A 16,946-nucleotide genomic window follows, 5' to 3' on the forward strand; every position below is an offset into this window, starting at 1 on the left:
CGGGTTCGGCAAAGCTCAGACCAGGGCCGGGGTCCGGCGGCGCACCCGGGTGTAGATCGCCGCCGCGACGAGGATCAGGATCCCCTGGAAGAAGTACTGCCAGCTCTGGCTCAGGTTCAGGAACGTCGTCGCGTTGAGCACTTCCTGGATCAGCGCGGCGCCCAGCAGGGTCCCGATGAACGACCCGCGCCCGCCGGCGAGGCTCGCGCCGCCCAGCACGACCGCGGTGATGCTGGAGAGCGTGTAGCTCACGCCCTGGGTCGGGTCGCCGACGCCGATCTGGGCCATCAGCAGCAGCGCGCCGAAGAAGGTCAGGACGGCGCAGCCGAGGTAGGCCAGCACGTGGACCCGGTTCACCTTCACGCCCAGGCGCCGCGCGGACCCCTCGTTCGACCCGGCCGCACGCAGGCCGCGGCCCCACGCGGTGAACCGCAGTGCGAACTCCAGCCCGACGGCGACCACCACCGCCACGAGGAACGCGATCGGCACGAACCCGACCGTCGCGGTGATCGCGTCGGTGACCGACGTGCTGATGAACCCGCCCTGGAACGGCCGCAGCAGCAGGGAGACGCCCTGCAGTCCGATGTAGAGGGTAAGGGTCGCGGCCACCGCCGTGAACCCGCCGAAGCGGATCAGCACCCCGTTGAGCACCCCGGACCCGACGGCCACCACGAGCATGATTACGAACGCGAGCGCCACGAGCGGCGGCGAGCGGCCGTCGGTGACGAAGAACGACGCGATCACCACCAGGAGTCCCGCGAGTGGACCGACCGACAGGTCGATCCCGCCGGTCATGATCACGATCGTCTGGCCAAGGCTGATGAACGCGAGCGCCGTGAGCAGCGTCAGCAGGGAGGTGAGGTTGAACGGCGCGAGGAACCGCACATTGTGGGCGAAGGTGTAGCCGCCGAGCGCGAGGATGACCAGCGCGAGCACCAGGCTCGGCGCGTAGTCGCCCTTGGCCAGGTCGCGCAGGCGCTCGGCCAGCGGGGGGCGCCCGGTCGAGGGAACCGGCTTGGCCGGCACGGCCTTCTTCGCCGATGGCGCGTCGCCGCGCAGCGTGGTGGCGTTGACGACCGAGCCGGTGATCTTCTCCTCGGTGACGTCCTCGCCGGTGAGCTCGGCGACGACGTGGCCACGCGAGAACACCACGACCCGGTCGCAGAGTCCTTCCAGCTCCTTGGCGTCGGACGACACCACGACCACCGGCACCCCGGACGCGGCCACGTCGCGCATGATCGTGTAGATCTCCGACCGGGCGCCGACGTCGACGCCCTGGGTCGGCTCGTCTGCCAGCAGCAGCCGCGGCGCGGCGAGCAGGGCGCGCGCCATCACCACCTTCTGCTGGTTGCCGCCCGAGAGCGCCATCACGTTCGTCTCGCGCGAAGCGGTCTTGACCGAGAGCTTGGCCAGCTCGGCGTCCACAGTGGATCGTTCACGTTCGCCGGAGACCACTCCCCCGCCTGCGAACGAGGGCAACGCGCTGACCGCGGCGTTCTCCCGCACCGACATCGCCGGCAGCAGGCTTTCCCGGTGGCGGTCGGCCGGCATGTACGCGGTCGAACGGACGAGGGCCCGGCCCCGCAGCGGCACACCGTCGAGCACGATCCGTCCGGTCGACGGACGAAGTCCCGCCAGTGCGCGCAGGAACTCGCTCTGGCCGTTGCCGACAATGCCGGCCAGCCCGACGATCTCCCCGTGGTGCGCGACGAGCCGCGCGTCGTGGAAGCCCTCGCCGGACAGGCCTTCGACCTCCAGCGCGACCTTCGCGCCGGCCGGGTCCGAGTACTTCTCCGGGAACGCCGACGCGAGCTCACGCCCGACGATCAACCGCAGCATCTCGTCGTCGGTGAGGTCGGCGACGGCCGAGTGCCCGCGCGCCCGGCCGTCGCGCAGCACCGTGACCTCGTCGGCGATCTCGCGCACCTCGGCGAGGCGATGCGTGATGTAGACGACCGCCGTGCCGCGGGCCGTGGCCTGGCGCACCTGGTCGAACAGGATCTCGGTCTGCTGGGCACCCAGCGGCGCGGTCGGCTCGTCGAGGATCAGCACCTTCGGCTCCAGCGCGATGGCCTTTGCCAGCTCCAGCAGCTGTTTCTGCGCGACGCCGAGGTCGGCCACCCGGTCCTGCAGCCGCAGGTCCGAACCGACCCGGCGCAGCAGTTCCACCATCCACACGCGCGGGGTGCCGGCCGGCATCCGCTCGGCGGGCACGGCGAGGCGGATGTTCTCCGCGACCGTCATGTCCGCCAGCACGGCGGGATGCTGGTGCACGATCGCGATGCCGAGCCGGCTCGCCCGGTCGGTGGTCAGGGCCGCGATCGGCTCGCCGGCCACCGTGATCGTGCCCTCGTCGGGCCGGGTGGAGCCCGACGCGACGCCCATCAGCGTGGACTTGCCCGCGCCGTTCTCACCCAGCAGCGCGTGCACCCGGCCGCCGAAGACATCGAGCGATACCTCCGACAGCGCCCGCACGGGCCCGTAGCTCTTCGACACCCCGGAGAGGCTCAGAGCCGCAACTTCGGTCATGGTCGGTCTCCTACTTCAGGGCAGCGGTCTGGTCCGCTTTGGACAGCGAGCTGGACACGAACGCGTCGCTCGGCAGCTCCTTGTCGCACGTGACGGGGTGCGGCTGCCCGGAGATCGAGTCCTCGAACGCGGTCTGCGGGTACACCTGGTCCTTCGGCACCACACCGCCGGTCGCCTTGGCCACCGCGACGTCGATCGCCAGGCGGGACATCGCGTTCTGCGAGGAGACGGTGAACAGCTGGAACGGGCTGCCGGCGTCCTTCTGCTGCTGCCAGTTGCAGGCGAGCTGGTTGGCGTCCTCGGTCGCGATCGCCGGGATCTTGCGCCCGGCCGAGGTGAACGCGGAGAACGAACTCGCCAGCGCGGCACCGAAGTCCGTGGTGATCGCGTCGATCTCCGGGTTCTTGGCCAGCGCCGCGGTGATCACGCGCTGGGTCTGCGCGGCGTCCCAGTTGGTCACCTCGTACGGCGTGGTACCGACGAACTGGATCCCCGGGTGGTCCTTGAGCACGCTCTGCATGCCCTTGTACTCGTCGAGGCTCTGCGAGTTCGCGGCCGGACCGCCGAGGTTGAGCACCTTGCCCTTGCCGTTGAGCGCCTTCACGAGCCACTGGCCCCACAGCACCCCGGCCTGCTCGAAGTTCGTGCTCACGAACGCGTCGTAGTCCTGGCCGGGCGTTCCGCCCGGGTTGACCCGGTACGGCACGGTGACCACGCCCGCCTTGAACGCGCTGCGCAGGGCGGGCAGCACCGCTTGGCCCGCGTCCGGGAAGACCACGATCGCCTGCGTGCCCTTGGCGACGAGGCCCTGGATGTCCGAAATGGCCTTCTGGGTGTTGCCTTGCCCGTCGGTGTAGGTGAACGACGTGACGCTGGGGCACTTCGCTACCTCGGCCTTGGCTTCGGCCGTGGTGACCTTGCGCCAGTTGTTGTCGCCGAAGCCGTCGGCCAGGCCGAGGGTGACCTGCTTCGAACCGCACCAGGCCGGCGCGTTCGCGTTGGCGGGTTTGCCGCCCTCGGCGCTGGTCGAGCCGCCGTCGTCCACCGTGCAGGCGGTGGTGACGAGGGCGAGGGAAGCCAAGCCGGCGAGCAACGACCGGCGAAGGGGCTGGACAGACATGGGAAACCCTTCCTACTGCTGGGTCCGGGGAGCGGGGACACGGCGGAACCAGCCGCGCACGGCGGCCCAGTTCACGGTGTAGACGGCGACACCCGCGGCGAGCGCGAGCGCCTGGACGATGTTGTTCGTCGCCGCGCTGACGCCGAGCGTCAGCACGAACTGGTCGAGCTGGGACAGGAACAAGGCGGCTATGGCGCTGGCGACCGGGCTGCCCTTGCCGCCGAGCAGGGACGTGCCGCCCAGCACGACAGCCGCGACCGACGGCAGCAGCAGCGTGTCGCCCTGGAACGCGCCCGGCGTGGTGACGATGCCGGCCAGGAGGATGCCCGCGGTGCCGTAGAGCAGGGACGCCCAGACGTAGGCGGCGAGCTGGTGGCGTCGCACGCGCAGGCCGGCCAGCCCCGCTGCCTCCGGGTTGTCGCCCACGGCCTCGAACCGGCGGCCCGGCACGGTGCGCTTCATCGCGAAGCCGGTCACCGCGACGAGGACGACGGCGATGTAGACCGCGTAGGGCAGGCCGAGGAAGCGGCCGGTGACGAGCGAGTGCAGCGTGTCCGTGGTCGTCACCGGCGAGCCGCCCGAGACCCCGAGCACCACCGCGTACAGCAACGCGTTGGTGCCCAGCGACGTGACGATCGCCGACATCCCCAGCCGGCTCACGACGAGGCCGTTGAGCAGCCCCGCCGCCAGCGCCGCGACGTAGGCGAGCAGCACCGCGGGGAGCAGCTTCCCGTTGTCACCGGCGGGGTAGTGCGTCACGATGATCACGCTCAGGGACACGGTGCCGGGCACCGACAGGTCGATTCCCGCCTGCTGCACGACCAGCGTCTGCCCGAGCGCGACCACGGCGAGCACCGCGGCGAAGGGCAGCATCCCCTGCAGCGAGCTGCGACCCAGGCTCTCGGGCTGCAGCAGCAGGCTCACGAGGAACAGCAGCGCGGTCGCGACGAGGATCGTCACGAGTCCGCGCGAGGCACGCTGCGCCGTCGTCTGCCGCCAGAGGCTCGGGCGGCCGCGCGGGCGGTCGGTCCCCGAAGCCGGGGCGGGCGACGGGGCCGACTGTGTGACGACCACGGAACCCCTTCTCGTGTCGCTCATCGGATCGCTCCTCGGGTGCAGCGCACCGGGTCGCAGGGCAGGACGAATTATGTCCACAAAGGTCTTGCGGACAGCGGGAAATGGTTGTGGTGTAAAGGCGGTTCGGGTCAGCCGACCTGGACGAGCAGCTTCTGCGCGTCGCCTTCGGGGTCGAGCAGCCGGTCGAACCCGCCGGTGACGACGTCGTCGACCGCGATCACCTCGGTGAGCACGCGCTCCACCGGGAAGCGGCCGGTCGCGACGAGCGAGATGATGCGCGGGAAGTCGAACACGGGGTAGCACCACGTGCCGACCAGGCTCAGATCGCGCTGCGACAGGGCCATCGGGTCGATCGTGGCGGGCCGGACGTGCAGGCCCACCTGCGTCGCGGTGCCGTGGGAGCGCAGGCTGCCCAGCGCCGTGGCGAGGCCGGCCTCCGAGCCGGAGCACTCCGCGGCGACGTCGGCCCCGATCCCGCCGGTGAGCGCGCGGACCGCCTCCGGCACGTCCTCGGCCACCGGGTCGAGCACGGTCGCGACCCCGAGCGCTTCGAGCAGGGCCCGGCGGCGCGCGTTCGGCTCGCTCACGAAGATCTGTGCCGCGCCGGACGCGTGGGCGTACAGCGCGGCGAGCGCGCCGATCGGCCCGGCGCCGGTGATCAGGACGCTGTCGCCGGAGGTGAAGCCGGTGCGGTCGACGCCGTACGCGGCGACCGCGGCCGGCTCGACGAGCGCGCCCTGCACGTCCGACACCGATTCCGGCAGCACCGAGATCTGGTGCTCCGGAACCACCACCTGTTCGCTGATCCCGCCGCCGTCCCAACTCAGTCCCGTGCAGGCCATCCGCTGGCACAGGTGGTTGAGCCCGCGGCGGCAGTAGTAGCAGTGTCCACAGTAGATCAACGGCATCACCGAAACCCGGTCGCCGACGCGGACACCGGTGACCTCGGCACCGATTTCCAGCACTTGCCCGGAGAACTCGTGCCCGAGCACCTGCGGCGCCGCCGCGTGCGAGAGGGGGTGCGGGCTGGTCGGGATGACGATCGGCCCGGACGCGTACTCGTGCAGGTCGGTGCCGCAGATTCCGCACAGGTAGGGACGGACGCGCACTTGGCGCGCACCGACCACGGCCGGCTCCGGGATGTTCTCGACCCGGATGTCGTGCTTGTCGTGGAAGACCGCGGCGCGCATGCTCAACTCCTCGTAGTCTCTCCGGAAACCCGCGCAGCCGGGATCCGGGCGTGGACACGGCGTCGGTACTCGCCGGGTTCACTCCCGTTCGACGACGCTGTACAGCGGTAGTGAACAATGAACCAGCCAGTGAGTCAAGAGTCAGCGAACAAATTTGACAGATACGCAGGTCAAACGCAGCAATCCTTGACAGCACTGGGTTTCGGACTGTTCACTTCGAGCAAACGTCTGCTGCAGCGCGTCACCGCAGCACTTCCGGCAGCCCCTCTGCCACCTTCCCCGGAGGAACCTCATGGACCTCGGCACGCGTCTGGGCCACCTGTCCTACTCGACCCTCGTGCACCCGGGTGACACCTGGGACGAGATGAACGCCAGCCTCGAGACCTACGTCCCCGAAGTGAAGCGCCGCGTCTCCCCCGACGCGCCGTTCGGGGTGTCGCTGCGGCTCTCGGGCGCGTCCGCCGACCGGCTCGCCGGCGACGCCCCCGAGCGGGACCGGCTGAAGAAGTACCTGGCGGACAACGATCTCTACGTCTATACCGTCAACGCGTTCCCGCACGGACCGTTCAAGGGCCGTTCGGTGATGGAGAACGTGTACGAACCGGACTGGAGCACCGAAGAGCGCGTCGCGTACACCACGCGCGTGGCCGACGTGCTCGCCGACATCGCCGCGGACGGGGTCGAGCCGACCATCCAGACCGTGCCGCTCGCCTACCGGCCCAAGGTCACCGGCGAGGCGTACGTGGACCTGTTCACGCACAACGTGCTGCGGGTCGTCGCCCACCTCGTCGCCCTCGAACGCCGCACCGGCCGGCGGGTGAAGCTCGCGATCGAGCCGGAACCGTTCTGCTACCTGGAAACCATCGAGGAGACCGTCCGCTACTTCACCTCACGGCTGTACTCCCGGGCCGCGGCCGAGACTCTTTCCGACCTCGCCGACCTGCCGCTCGCGGAAGCCTTCGGCGCCCTGCGCCGTCACGTCGGGATCGTGTTCGACATCGGGCACCAGGCCGTGGAGTTCGACGACATCCCCGCCTCGCTCGACCTGCTCGCCGACGCCGGCGTGCCCGTGTTCAAGCTGCAGCAGGCCGCCGCGCTGTGGGTGCCCGAGGTGACCGACGAGGTGGTGCGCGAGCTGGAGCGGTTCACCCGCACCATCTACCTGAGCCAGACCTCCGAGCTGCGCGAGGGCACCGTCACCCGCCACCTCAACCTCTCCGACGCGATCGCCGCCTGGCGGCGCGATCCCGGCGGCGCGCGCGAATGGCGCACGCACTTCCACGTGCCGGTCTTCCTCGACGACCTCGGCCCGTTCCGCACCACGCGGTTCGCCTTGGAACAGGCCCTGGACCGCCATCGCGCGCAGCCGCAGTCGTCGCACCTGGAGATCGAGACCTACACCTGGGACGTGCTGCCCGAGCACCTCAAGAGCGGCGACATCACCGACTACGTCGTGCGGGAGCTGGAGTTCGTGCGCGACCGGCTCACCGCTTGAGCCGCCCTCGCGGCGAGGGCGTCAAGCTATAGTGAACACTGACCGAACGACAGCGCGAGGAGCGAGACGTGGCAGCGAAGCACGAGCCGGCGGCGGAGCACTCCGAGGCCGCGAACCTCGGCGAGCAGCTGCGGGCGCGCCGGCAGGCGTCCGGGCTGTCGCTGCGCCAGTTCGCGCGCGATCTCGGGTACTCGGCCGCGTTCGTGTCGCAGATCGAGAACAACAAGTCCCAGCCCTCGGTCGCGACCTTGTACGCGATCTGCAGCGCCCTCAACGTCTCCATCGACGAGTTGTTCAGCAGCGCCGCCGGTGCGGGCGCGGAGGAACCGCCCGCGCCCGCACCGGCGGCGGGCGTCGAGAAGCACAGCTTCCACGGCGCGCTGGCGAAGCTCAACGAAAGTCCCGAGGAGCAGCAGAGCCCCCTGCTCCGCCCCGGCGAACGGCGCCAGCTCGTCCTCGACTCCGGCGTCACGTGGGAGCAGCTGTCGTCCATCCACGACAGCACGGTGGACTTCCTGCACGTCCGCTACGAAGTCGCCGGCAGCTCCGTCCCCGACGACAAGCTCACCCGCCACTCGGGCATCGAATACGGCTACATCATCAGCGGCACCCTGGAAGTCGCCTTGGCCTTCGACACCTACCAGCTCCACGCCGGCGACTCCATCGCCTTCGACTCGACGACCCCCCACCGCCTCACCAACCGCGGCGACGGCCCGGCCGAGGCGATCTGGTTCGTCCACGGCCGGAATCCGGCTCGCTGAACCCCATAGGCCATCGCGCCGGACCCGGCAGCGTCACGAAGCTCCGCCGCGGTCGTCGCTGCGGACGACACCCGGGGTCGCCGAGCCGTCGAGCCAGCCCCGGCCCTCGGCGTAGAGCACCTCGACCACCGGTCCGCGCAGCCCGGGGAGGTCACGCATGACCTGGTGGCCGTTGTCCTCCTGCAGGTAGCCGAGGTGGCGGTAGCCGACCGGGAAACTCGCCAGCACGGCCGCGTCGAGTTCCAGGGTCGTGGCCGGGTCGACGACGTCCATCCGGTCGGATTCGTAGATCGGCTGGCGGCGGACGATTCCCCACCGCCCGTCACGGCGTTCGAGGAAGTCGAAGAACCGCCCGGTGCACGTCACATCGACGAGCGTCTCGTGGACGCGCGCCCGCTGCTCGATCTTCATCTTCGTCTGGGCGATCGCCCGATCACCGGCGACCTCGCACGTGAATCCGCCGAGGAAGTGCAGGATCTGCCCGCCCCGGTCGAAGGCCGCTCGGCTCACCTTGATGAACTCGGTGAACGGGCCCTGGAACCACGTCGCGGTCATCCAGCCGTCGGCGTGCCAAACCGTCGCGAACTTCTCCCACTGCGCGGAATCGCGGTACAGGGCCCAGTCCTCGACGACCTTCCGGATCTGCTCGTTCGCCGAACCGTCGGTGTCGTGCTCGTTGTGCAGAGGCATGCGCCCCACCATTTCCTGCCCTGCGCGGAATGTCGACGGCCGGCTTCCACCGACCGGAAACCGTGACGAAATCATCCCGCGGTGGGCACGGAATCGAGAACGACGCCGAAGTGCTCGCGATAGGCCGCGAGCACTTCGTCGTCGTGTTCGAGCACGCGCTCGGTGCGCGTCTCCCCCTCGGTCTCGATCAGCCGGGCGCCCGCGATCGTCACCCGGCCACCGGGCCTCACGAGCGAACACGTCGGCCCGTGCGCGAAGGGCGAAGCCGGCGAGTTCGCGTGCCACCAGGCCATCGCCTGGAAGTCTTCGAGCTCCCGCGGCCTCGCTTCGAGGCGGTAGACGACGTTTCCGTCGCACAGCACGTCGACATCTCCGTGCGGCGCGGGCAGCACGGTGAACCCGCCCGCCGGATCCGGCTGCTCCTCGGTGGTCGCGAGCCGCAGCGGCCGGATGCTGAACCGGCCGAACCCGACGTCGACCAGCCACGGCTCGTCCAGGTCCACCCGCAGCGCCAGGTGGTCGAGCGGCGGGCCGAACCCACCGTCCCGCCGCATCACGCGGCCGGCCAGTAGCCGCACGTCGAACCCGACACCGCGCAGCAGCAGGCCGAACGCCCCGTTGAGCTCGTAGCAAAGCCCGCCACGACGCCGCCGCACCACCTTGTCGAGCAACGCCTTCTCGTCGAGGTCGACCTGCTCGCCCAGGTAGCGGCCGAGGTTCTCGAACGGCACCCGCTCCAAGTGCCGCCGTTGCAGCTCGCACAGTGCTTCGAGGCCGGGTACTCCGGGATGAACCGCTTCGAGTCTGCGGAGGTAGTCCTCGACGTCCACGATCACGTTCCTCCAGTGGCGACTGGTTACGTTACAGATATAGTGTGTAACTTCGAGGTTAACAGAGGATCCGTACCGTGGATCGACTTTCCCAGCGAGGTGGAACCGTGGCGCGAGCACGCCGAGCGACGGCGGTCGTACCCGCCGGCACCGAAGACGGTCCGCGTCCGGTCGGCCGGCCCCGTGATGCCGCGCTCGACGAGGCGATCATCCTCGCCACCCGGCGACGCCTCGTCCTGGACGGCTACTCCCGCATGACGATCCGCGACATCGCCGCCGACGCCGAGGTCGGCCGTCCGACGTTGTACCGGCGCTGGGGCACCAAGTTCGAGCTCGTCGTCGACGCCCTCGACTACGGCTTCCGCAAGCAGCACGCCATGTTCGAGATGGACCTCGACGAACTCGCCCCGCGGGAAGCGCTCGTGGAGGTCGTCCGGCGCCTCGACCCCACGTACTTCAACCCGGACGCGATGGTCCTGATGGGCACGTTCGCCGGGGAGGCGGTCCACACCCCCGAACTGCTCGGAATCCTCCGTGAGCACGCAGTGGAACCCCGCGTGCGCCTGGTCGAGAGCGTGCTGACCCGGCTGCAGGACCGCGGGGCCGCGCGCGAGGACATCGACAAGCACACGATCGCGACGATGTGCTTCGGCAGTTATCTGGCCGCCTTCTTCCGCGGCGAGTCCGACCTGGACATCGCCGAGGCGGTCGTCTCCGTGCTGTGGCCCGCCATCGGGAAAAAGCCCACCCGACGGCGCACCACAGTGGACCGTCAGCGCTGAACGGCGATCCCCGGCCACAGGACGGCGACGACCTGCTCGGCGAGCCCCTTGCGGTCGGGTTCCGCACGAAGGAATGCGGCGAAGTAGCTGCCGAAGCACAAGGTGGCGATCGTGTGCCGATCGATGTCCGGTCGCACCTCGCCGCGCTCCTGCAGTTCGGCCAGCACGCCTTCGAGCTGCCGCAACCGGGGCTCGACGGCGTGCTCCAGGACGATCGCGAGCAGCTCCGGCGTCCGCATCGTCTCGCTCATGAAGTTGCCCATGAGCACCATCGCGTCCGGGTTGAAGTAACACGGATCCAGCCGCCGGACGGCCTCGGTCAGCGCCTCGAGCGCGGGGAGTTCCTCCAGGCTCAGATCGGGATAGGTGTCTCGTTGCGCCCGGAGCCCGTAGTCGATCGCCTCGATGGTGAGCTCGAGCTTGCCCGGCCAGCGCCGGTAGATCGTCGGCCGGGACACACCGGCGTCGGAGGCGATGTCCCCGATGGTCATCTTCGAATAGCCGTCGAGAACCAGCCTGCGGCGCGCGGCCGTGATGATCGCTTCGTCGCGCCCGGGATCCAGTGGCCGGCCACCGCGTGACACGGCCACCGCTTCGCCCGCAACCGAATCCGCCTTGCGTGAGTCCGTCATGGCCTGATTATCGGGCACGCCGCGGGCGGTCTACACCGACCTCGAACGTTACAGCTATTGACTGTAACGTTCGGAGTGTCTTACCTTCGTCGTGCGCGGGGCACCCCGCTCCGGCAACGACGCCAGGAGAAGACAGCGCATGAGCGCGACACCCGAAGATCTGATCGAGCGCAGCATCCCGTTCATCAACGAGATCAAGAACCGCACAGCCGGAGTCGAGCTGGAAACCTGGCTCAACGAGAGCCGGGGACCGGGCTCCGAACTGTGGGACGACCTCGCCCGGATGATCAAGGAAGGCGTGGCCGAGGGCTGGGCCGCCAACATCGAGGTGGACGGCCCCAACTACCGCCGCAGCAGGATCATCGAGCCGTCCGAGCGGCTGAGCTGGTTCAGCATCACCGCGGTCTACCTCAACAGCGTCCCGCTGTTCTGCGGTGAATACCACCAGCACCCCTACGGCGAGATCAACATGGTCATCCCCCTGGATCCCGGCGCCCTGCTGCGTGGGCCGCGCGGCTGGCAGGGACCGGGATGGACCTCGCCCGAGCCGGGCAGCCACCACTACCCCGAGGTCGTGGGCGGCGGCCTGATCGCCTTGTTCTACCTGCCCGCGGGGCGCATCTCCTACGACATCACGGTGCCCGACGACTACGAGGTCACCGTGCCCGAGGGCTATGAGATCGCCGCGTCCGACGGGCGCTGACCCGAGGCCGACCAGCTGATGAAAGACACCACCACCACGAAATTCGCCGCGTCGACCGGCCCGGCGAAGGGCGCGGCGACCGTCGTCGAGGCGCTGCTGACCCGGCGCAGCGTGCGCGCGTTTCTGCCCACCCCCGTCCCGAGAGCCGAGGTGGAGCGCCTGCTGGCGCTCGCCTCCCGCTCGGCCAGCAATTCCAACGGTCAGCCGTGGCACGTCCACGTCCTGACCGGCGAGCCGAAGAGACGCCTGACCGAGGCGCTCTGGCAGGCGCTGGACGGCGACGGTCGCGTCACCGAACAGGAGTACCCGTACCAGCCGGCCGCGCAGGATTGGGAAGAACCGTTCCGGAGCCGGCGACAGAGGTTCGGCGAAGGTCTCTACCGGGACACCCTCGGCATCGAGGCGCACGACGCCGAGGGACGGCTGGCCCATCACCGTCGCAACTACGACTTCTTCGGCGCCCCGGTCGGCCTGGTCCTCACGGTCAGCCGGAGTCCGCTCGCCGGCGCACTCATCGACGCCGGGCTGTTCCTGCAAGCGTTGATGCTGCTGGCCCGGCAAGCGGGGCTCGACACCTGCCCGCAAGCCTCGTTCATCGACTTCTACCCGGTTCTGAGGCAGCACCTGAAGATTCCGGACGACCAGATCATCGTGTGCGGGCTCGCGCTCGGCCACGCCGATCCCGACCACCGCCTCAGCCGGCACCGGACAGCGCGAGAACCGGTCGGCACCTTCACGACCTTCCACAGCGGCGAAACCGTCTGATCTCCGACGGCGAATTCGCTGCCGCTCGATGACTTTCCCCGATCCCCGGGCTTCTCCCTCCCCTTGTCTCGACACCGAATCTTCGGTGGATCGTGCCCCCACCCGAAAGGCGATATCGCCGTGTCTTCTCGAATATCGGAACCAGGCCGCACCGTGCGCCTGGACGACCTGATCGACGGCCGACCAGTAGGCAGATTCCACGTCCTGGTCCTGGCTTTGACCGGCTTGGTCATGTTCCTCGACGGTCTCGACACGCAAGCGATCAGCTTCGTCGCCCCGGCGGTCGCCCGGGAATGGTCCCTGCCCGTCGCCGCGCTCGGCCCGATCTTCTCGGCTTCGATCGTCGGGCTGATGATCGGTTACCTGGTGCTCTCGCCGTTGGCCCACCGGATCGGGCACCGCAAGCTCGTCATCGCCGCCACGGCGTTGTTCGGGGTGTTCACCGTGCTGTGCGCGGTGGCCGGGAACGAGACGCAGCTGATCGCGCTGCGGCTGTTGACCGGGGCGGGCCTCGGCGCGGCCATCCCAAGCGCCGTCGCGCTGGCCAGCGAGTTCGCGCCGGCCCGGCGCCGCTCGACGTTCGTCATGTTGATCTACTGCTGGCTGGCCCTCGGCTTCGTCGCGGCGAGCTTGATCTCCGGCGCGGTCATCCCGGCCTGGGGATGGCGACCCCTGTTCGTGCTCGGCGGCATCCTGCCGTTGCTCCTCGCGCTGGTTCTGCTGAGGTTGCTGCCCGACTCCCCGAGCTACCTCCTGCCCCGCGACGCCGCTCGAGCTCGCGCGACCCTGCGGCGTCTCGACCCTGACCTGGATCCGACGACGCGCGTGTTGCCCGCCGAGCGCGCCTCCGGAGCCGCCGGGGCATCGGCGCGAACCCGTTCTCCGCTGATCGAGCTGTTCCGGCGGCACTGGCTGGTCAGCACCGCGTTGCTGTGGATCGCGTTCATGCTCAACCTGGGTGTGTTCTACGCCGTTCAAAGCTGGCTGCCCACGATCCTGGGCCGGCTCGGACACGCGCCCTCGACGGCGGTCCTCGCGACGGCGCTCACGACGATCGGCGGGATCGTCGCGGCGCTCGTGATCGGACCCTCGATGGACCGGCGCGGGCCGTTCGGCACGCTCGGTGTGGTCTACCTCCTCGGCGCGGTGTTCGTGTCGATGCTCGCGTTCGCGGTCACCGGGGAGAGCTGGCTGGTGCTCGGCGCGGCGTTCCTCGCCGGCACCTGCGTGACCGGTGGGCAGATGAGCGTCGTCGCGCTGGCCACGGTGCTCTACCCGCCTCGGATCCGGCCGACCGGCGTCGGCTGGGCCCTGGGCATCGGCCGGATCGGCGGCATCCTGGGGCCGCTGCTCGTCGGGTTCGCCCTGGGCGGCGGGACGGCTCCCCGAACCGTGTTCGTGGTGATGGGCGTGGTCCTCCTGGTGGCCAGCGGCGCGGTCATGGCCCTGGCCAGGGTTTCGCGCACCGTCCGGACCGACGCCCGGCGGGCTGACTCCGCCGGCTCGTCCGCGGCCGGCTCGGATGCGGCACGAACAGTGGCCGTCACCGGCGACTGACGACCCGACGACCGACCGGGAACCGAGCGGGCCGCACCACGGCCCGTTCGGTTCCCTGCGGCCGGCTTCAGGGCACGTCCGTCGCATGTGGACGGTTGCCGGCCGGTCAGGAGGGCCGGCCCACTGGCGCATCAGGCTCGACGCGGCGGGAGATCTCCCTCGCCACGTCACGGATCGCCGCCGCGTAGCGCGACACGTCGACGTGGGAATGCGCGACGATGCCCACGGCCGCCCGCACGTCTCCCCTGCCGTCGGTCACCGCCGCCGCGACCGAGGACGTACCGAGCGTCATCTCCTGGTGCACGGTACCGATTCCGGTGTCGCGCGTCGCGGAGATCGCGGCGGCGAGCCGACCGGGTTCAGTCAGGGTGTAGCGGGTGCAGCGTGCGAGACCGCGCTGCTGCACCTGGGAAACGACGTGAGCGGGAGCCGACGCCAGCAGCACCTTTCCGACGCCGGTCGCGTGCAACGGCAGCCGCCCGCCGACCTCCGTGACGGTGCGGACGGCCCGCGGTCCGGTGAGCCGCTCGATAACGAGCGCGTCGTGGCCGGCGCGGAGGGCGAGCTGCACGTTCTCGTGCGTGGACTCGTAGAGGTTCTGCATGAGCGGCAGGGCCGTCTCGCGCAGTCCCGACGGGATCGTCGCGCGGGTCCCGAGCTCCCAGAGCCGCAAGCCCACGCGATACCGGCCGCTGGGTGCGCGTTCGATCCCGCCCCACCGCTCGAGTGCGCCCAGCATGCGATGGGTCGTGGACAGCGGCAGGCCGGATCGCCCGGCGATCTCGACGAGGGTCAGGTCGGCCCCGTCGAAGACGTCGAGCAGGGTCAGCAGCCGATCGATCGTGGACCGACCGGGCTCACGCGCGTTACCGGACACGACACGTACTCCTTCCCGCCGCGGCCGCGGCAGCGCTCGACGGCACCCGCCGGAAACCGATCAGCCGCAGGTTTTGACGCCGGTGGCGATCCGGGCGACACGCTCTCCCTGGTGCCGGGCCGCCGCCCGGGCGGTCTCGTCGACGGGCGCCTCGCCTCGCCGCCCGACATGGCTGCTGCCGTAAGGGTTTCCGTCGGCGAACTTGACGGGATCGGTGTACCCCGGCGCGACGACGATGCCGCCGAAGTGGTGGAACGTGGTGTACAGGGCGAGCAACGTCGATTCCTGGCCGCCGTGGTCGGTGTCGGTCGTCGTGAACCCGGAGTACACCTTGTCCGCGAGCTGCCCCTGCGCCCACTGGGGACCCAGCGTGTCGAGGAACTGCTTGAGCTGACTGGCGATGTTGCCGAAGCGAGTGGGTGACCCCATCACGATGCCGTCCGCCCACAGCAGGTCGTCGGGAGTGGCGACCGGCAGGTCGCGGGTCGCGGCGACGTGCTCGGCCCACGCCGGCCGCGACGCGATCGCCGCCTCGGGCGCGAGCTCGGCGACCTTGCGCAGGCGAACCTCGGCGCCGGCCTTCTCGGCCCCGATCACGATCTCCCGGGCGAGTTCGTGCGTGGTGCCGGTGGACGAGTAGTAGACGACGGTCACCCTGGTCGGCTCGGGCATGGAGATCCTCTCGGTTCGAACGTTACAGTGAGGATCTGTAACTTATCAGGGCCCAGGCCTGCTCGCGGTCCCGATGTGGCGGACGAGACGCACTGCTCCCCGGGCGGCCCGGACGCCGGCTCCCGGCGAGGGCAGGCTCGGGACAGGCGGCAGGGCGCTCATCCCCAGGACAGTTTCGGGAATTCACCGGAGCCGCGAGGCGAATACCCGATGAGAACACGGCAGTAATAGCCGTGATCGGGTCACTTCTTATCGAGATCGGCTCATCCCGCCCAAGCGGCCAGGTTGCGCGGAAACGCCGCACCCGCATTCGGCTAGGGTGACCCGCGTTCAAGCTGTGGGGTTTCGAGAAAGGCTGACCCGAGGGTGACCGAACCACTTGTGCCGCTGGATGAATCGTGGTCGACGGCGCTGGCGTTCGCCGCGCACCCGGACGACCTCGAATACGGCACGGCCTCGGCCGTCGCCCGCTGGACCTCGCAGGGCAAGCGAGTCGTCTACTGCCTGGCGACGAGCGGTGAAGCCGGCATCGACGCCATCGACCCCGCGGTCGCCGGGCCCCTGCGAGAAGCCGAAGAACGCGCCGGCGCGGCCGCCGTCGGCGTCGACCTCGTGGAGTTCCTCGGTCACCCGGACGGCGTCCTCGAATACGGGCTCCCGCTGCGCCGGGACATCGCCCGGGCCATCCGCCGGCACCGCCCCGACATCGTCGTGACCGGCAACTACCACGACCGCTGGGGCCCGGGTGCCCCCAACCAGGCCGACCACATCGCACTGGGTCGCGCCGTCCTGGACGGCGCCCGGGACGCGGGCAACCGCTGGGTCTTCCGGGAGCTGCTCGACGAAGGCCTCGACCCGTGGCAGGTGCGGCGGATCGTCGTCACCCACAGCCCCGAATCCACCCACGGCGTCGACACGACGGACTTCCTCGATCAGGGCGTCGCCTCCCTCGAAGCCCACGCCGAATACCTGCGCGGGATCGGCCCCGGCGACATGGCCTCGCCCCGGGAGTTCCTGGAATCCTCCGGGGCCGAGACGGGTCTGCGGCTGGGCGTGCGGTTCGCCGTCCCCGCCGAGGTCATCGTGCTCTGACCCGGCCGCGCGCGAACTATGCCCGATGGCCGAAAGGCCGCCGGGCGGTGCCCCTTTGGTCATTGATATTGACCAGCCGTCGGTCGAAAAGCGCCGAGTGCGAAACGATCGGACCGATCGGCGGCCTTTTCCTGATCGGCCAGGAAATTGCACCACGCGATGGCGCAGCCGCAC

Annotated in this window: 16 protein-coding genes; 7 read left to right on the forward strand and 9 right to left on the reverse strand. The window is 70.0% G+C overall.

The window, feature by feature from the left end:
* Positions 1–15: 15 nt before the first annotated feature.
* From AB0H62_RS15485 to AB0H62_RS15500, 4 genes are all read right to left on the reverse strand, one after another.
* Positions 16–2,529, reverse strand: coding sequence for an ATP-binding cassette domain-containing protein (locus tag AB0H62_RS15485; protein ID WP_360586542.1), 2,514 nt, complete (start codon positions 2,527–2,529; stop codon positions 16–18).
* Between the two features lie 10 nt (positions 2,530–2,539).
* Entirely contained in the window at positions 2,540–3,649 is a 1,110-nt protein-coding gene (locus AB0H62_RS15490; protein WP_220242368.1) for a substrate-binding domain-containing protein, read from the reverse strand.
* Positions 3,650–3,661: 12 nt separating this feature from the next.
* Positions 3,662–4,747: an ABC transporter permease gene (locus AB0H62_RS15495; protein WP_220242370.1), complete on the reverse strand. Its 1,086-nt coding sequence runs from the start codon at positions 4,745–4,747 to the stop codon at positions 3,662–3,664.
* A gap of 107 nt (positions 4,748–4,854) precedes the next feature.
* Positions 4,855–5,916: a 2,3-butanediol dehydrogenase gene (locus tag AB0H62_RS15500; RefSeq protein WP_360586544.1), complete on the reverse strand. Its 1,062-nt coding sequence runs from the start codon at positions 5,914–5,916 to the stop codon at positions 4,855–4,857.
* A 292-nt stretch (positions 5,917–6,208) separates the two neighbouring features.
* On the opposite strand from AB0H62_RS15500, the gene eboE reads away from it, so the two are divergent.
* Complete coding sequence (eboE, locus tag AB0H62_RS15505) at positions 6,209–7,411, forward strand: metabolite traffic protein EboE (protein ID WP_360586546.1); 1,203 nt, start codon at positions 6,209–6,211, stop codon at positions 7,409–7,411.
* 68 nt (positions 7,412–7,479) lie between these two features.
* Complete coding sequence (locus AB0H62_RS15510; protein WP_220242373.1) at positions 7,480–8,172, forward strand: XRE family transcriptional regulator; 693 nt, start codon at positions 7,480–7,482, stop codon at positions 8,170–8,172.
* A gap of 33 nt (positions 8,173–8,205) precedes the next feature.
* Here AB0H62_RS15510 and AB0H62_RS15515 read toward each other — a convergent pair whose 3' ends face one another.
* Positions 8,206–8,862 carry a nuclear transport factor 2 family protein gene (locus tag AB0H62_RS15515; protein ID WP_220242374.1) on the reverse strand — a complete coding sequence of 219 codons (657 nt, stop codon included), beginning with the start codon at positions 8,860–8,862 and terminating at the stop codon, positions 8,206–8,208.
* A gap of 71 nt (positions 8,863–8,933) precedes the next feature.
* Positions 8,934–9,692 carry an arylamine N-acetyltransferase gene (locus tag AB0H62_RS15520; protein ID WP_360586548.1) on the reverse strand — a complete coding sequence of 253 codons (759 nt, stop codon included), beginning with the start codon at positions 9,690–9,692 and terminating at the stop codon, positions 8,934–8,936.
* Positions 9,693–9,799: 107 nt separating this feature from the next.
* On the opposite strand from AB0H62_RS15520, the gene AB0H62_RS15525 reads away from it, so the two are divergent.
* The gene (locus AB0H62_RS15525; RefSeq protein ID WP_360586550.1) at positions 9,800–10,474 is read left to right on the forward strand and encodes a TetR/AcrR family transcriptional regulator; all 675 of its coding nucleotides are present in this window, start codon (positions 9,800–9,802) and stop codon (positions 10,472–10,474) included.
* Here the strand turns inward: AB0H62_RS15525 and AB0H62_RS15530 are convergent.
* Positions 10,465–11,106, reverse strand: coding sequence for a TetR/AcrR family transcriptional regulator (locus AB0H62_RS15530; protein WP_220246916.1), 642 nt, complete (start codon positions 11,104–11,106; stop codon positions 10,465–10,467). The genes AB0H62_RS15525 and AB0H62_RS15530 overlap by 10 nt on opposite strands.
* A gap of 139 nt (positions 11,107–11,245) precedes the next feature.
* Between AB0H62_RS15530 and AB0H62_RS15535 the strand changes: the two genes are divergently transcribed.
* The 3 genes from AB0H62_RS15535 to AB0H62_RS15545 all read left to right on the forward strand — a co-directional run bounded on the left by AB0H62_RS15535 (position 11,246) and on the right by AB0H62_RS15545 (position 14,131).
* Positions 11,246–11,809, forward strand: coding sequence for a DUF4863 family protein (locus tag AB0H62_RS15535; RefSeq protein WP_220242377.1), 564 nt, complete (start codon positions 11,246–11,248; stop codon positions 11,807–11,809).
* An 18-nt stretch (positions 11,810–11,827) separates the two neighbouring features.
* Positions 11,828–12,574 carry a nitroreductase gene (locus AB0H62_RS15540; RefSeq protein WP_360586553.1) on the forward strand — a complete coding sequence of 249 codons (747 nt, stop codon included), beginning with the start codon at positions 11,828–11,830 and terminating at the stop codon, positions 12,572–12,574.
* A 216-nt stretch (positions 12,575–12,790) separates the two neighbouring features.
* Complete coding sequence (locus AB0H62_RS15545; protein ID WP_360586555.1) at positions 12,791–14,131, forward strand: MFS transporter; 1,341 nt, start codon at positions 12,791–12,793, stop codon at positions 14,129–14,131.
* A gap of 106 nt (positions 14,132–14,237) precedes the next feature.
* On the opposite strand, the gene AB0H62_RS15550 is transcribed toward AB0H62_RS15545, so the two are convergent.
* Both AB0H62_RS15550 and wrbA read right to left on the reverse strand, forming a co-directional pair.
* Positions 14,238–15,008: an IclR family transcriptional regulator gene (locus AB0H62_RS15550; protein WP_360586557.1), complete on the reverse strand. Its 771-nt coding sequence runs from the start codon at positions 15,006–15,008 to the stop codon at positions 14,238–14,240.
* Between the two features lie 60 nt (positions 15,009–15,068).
* Positions 15,069–15,680, reverse strand: a complete 612-nt coding sequence (gene wrbA / locus AB0H62_RS15555) for an NAD(P)H:quinone oxidoreductase (RefSeq protein WP_220242379.1) — start codon at positions 15,678–15,680, stop codon at positions 15,069–15,071.
* Between the two features lie 366 nt (positions 15,681–16,046).
* On the opposite strand from wrbA, the gene AB0H62_RS15560 reads away from it, so the two are divergent.
* A complete protein-coding gene (locus AB0H62_RS15560; protein ID WP_360586559.1) occupies positions 16,047–16,772 on the forward strand; it encodes a PIG-L deacetylase family protein in 726 nt (241 codons plus the stop codon).
* Positions 16,773–16,946 lie beyond the last annotated feature (174 nt).

Origin of the sequence: Amycolatopsis sp. NPDC050768, assembly GCF_040654155.1 — a bacterium.
In the GTDB taxonomy this organism is placed as follows: domain Bacteria; phylum Actinomycetota; class Actinomycetes; order Mycobacteriales; family Pseudonocardiaceae; genus Amycolatopsis.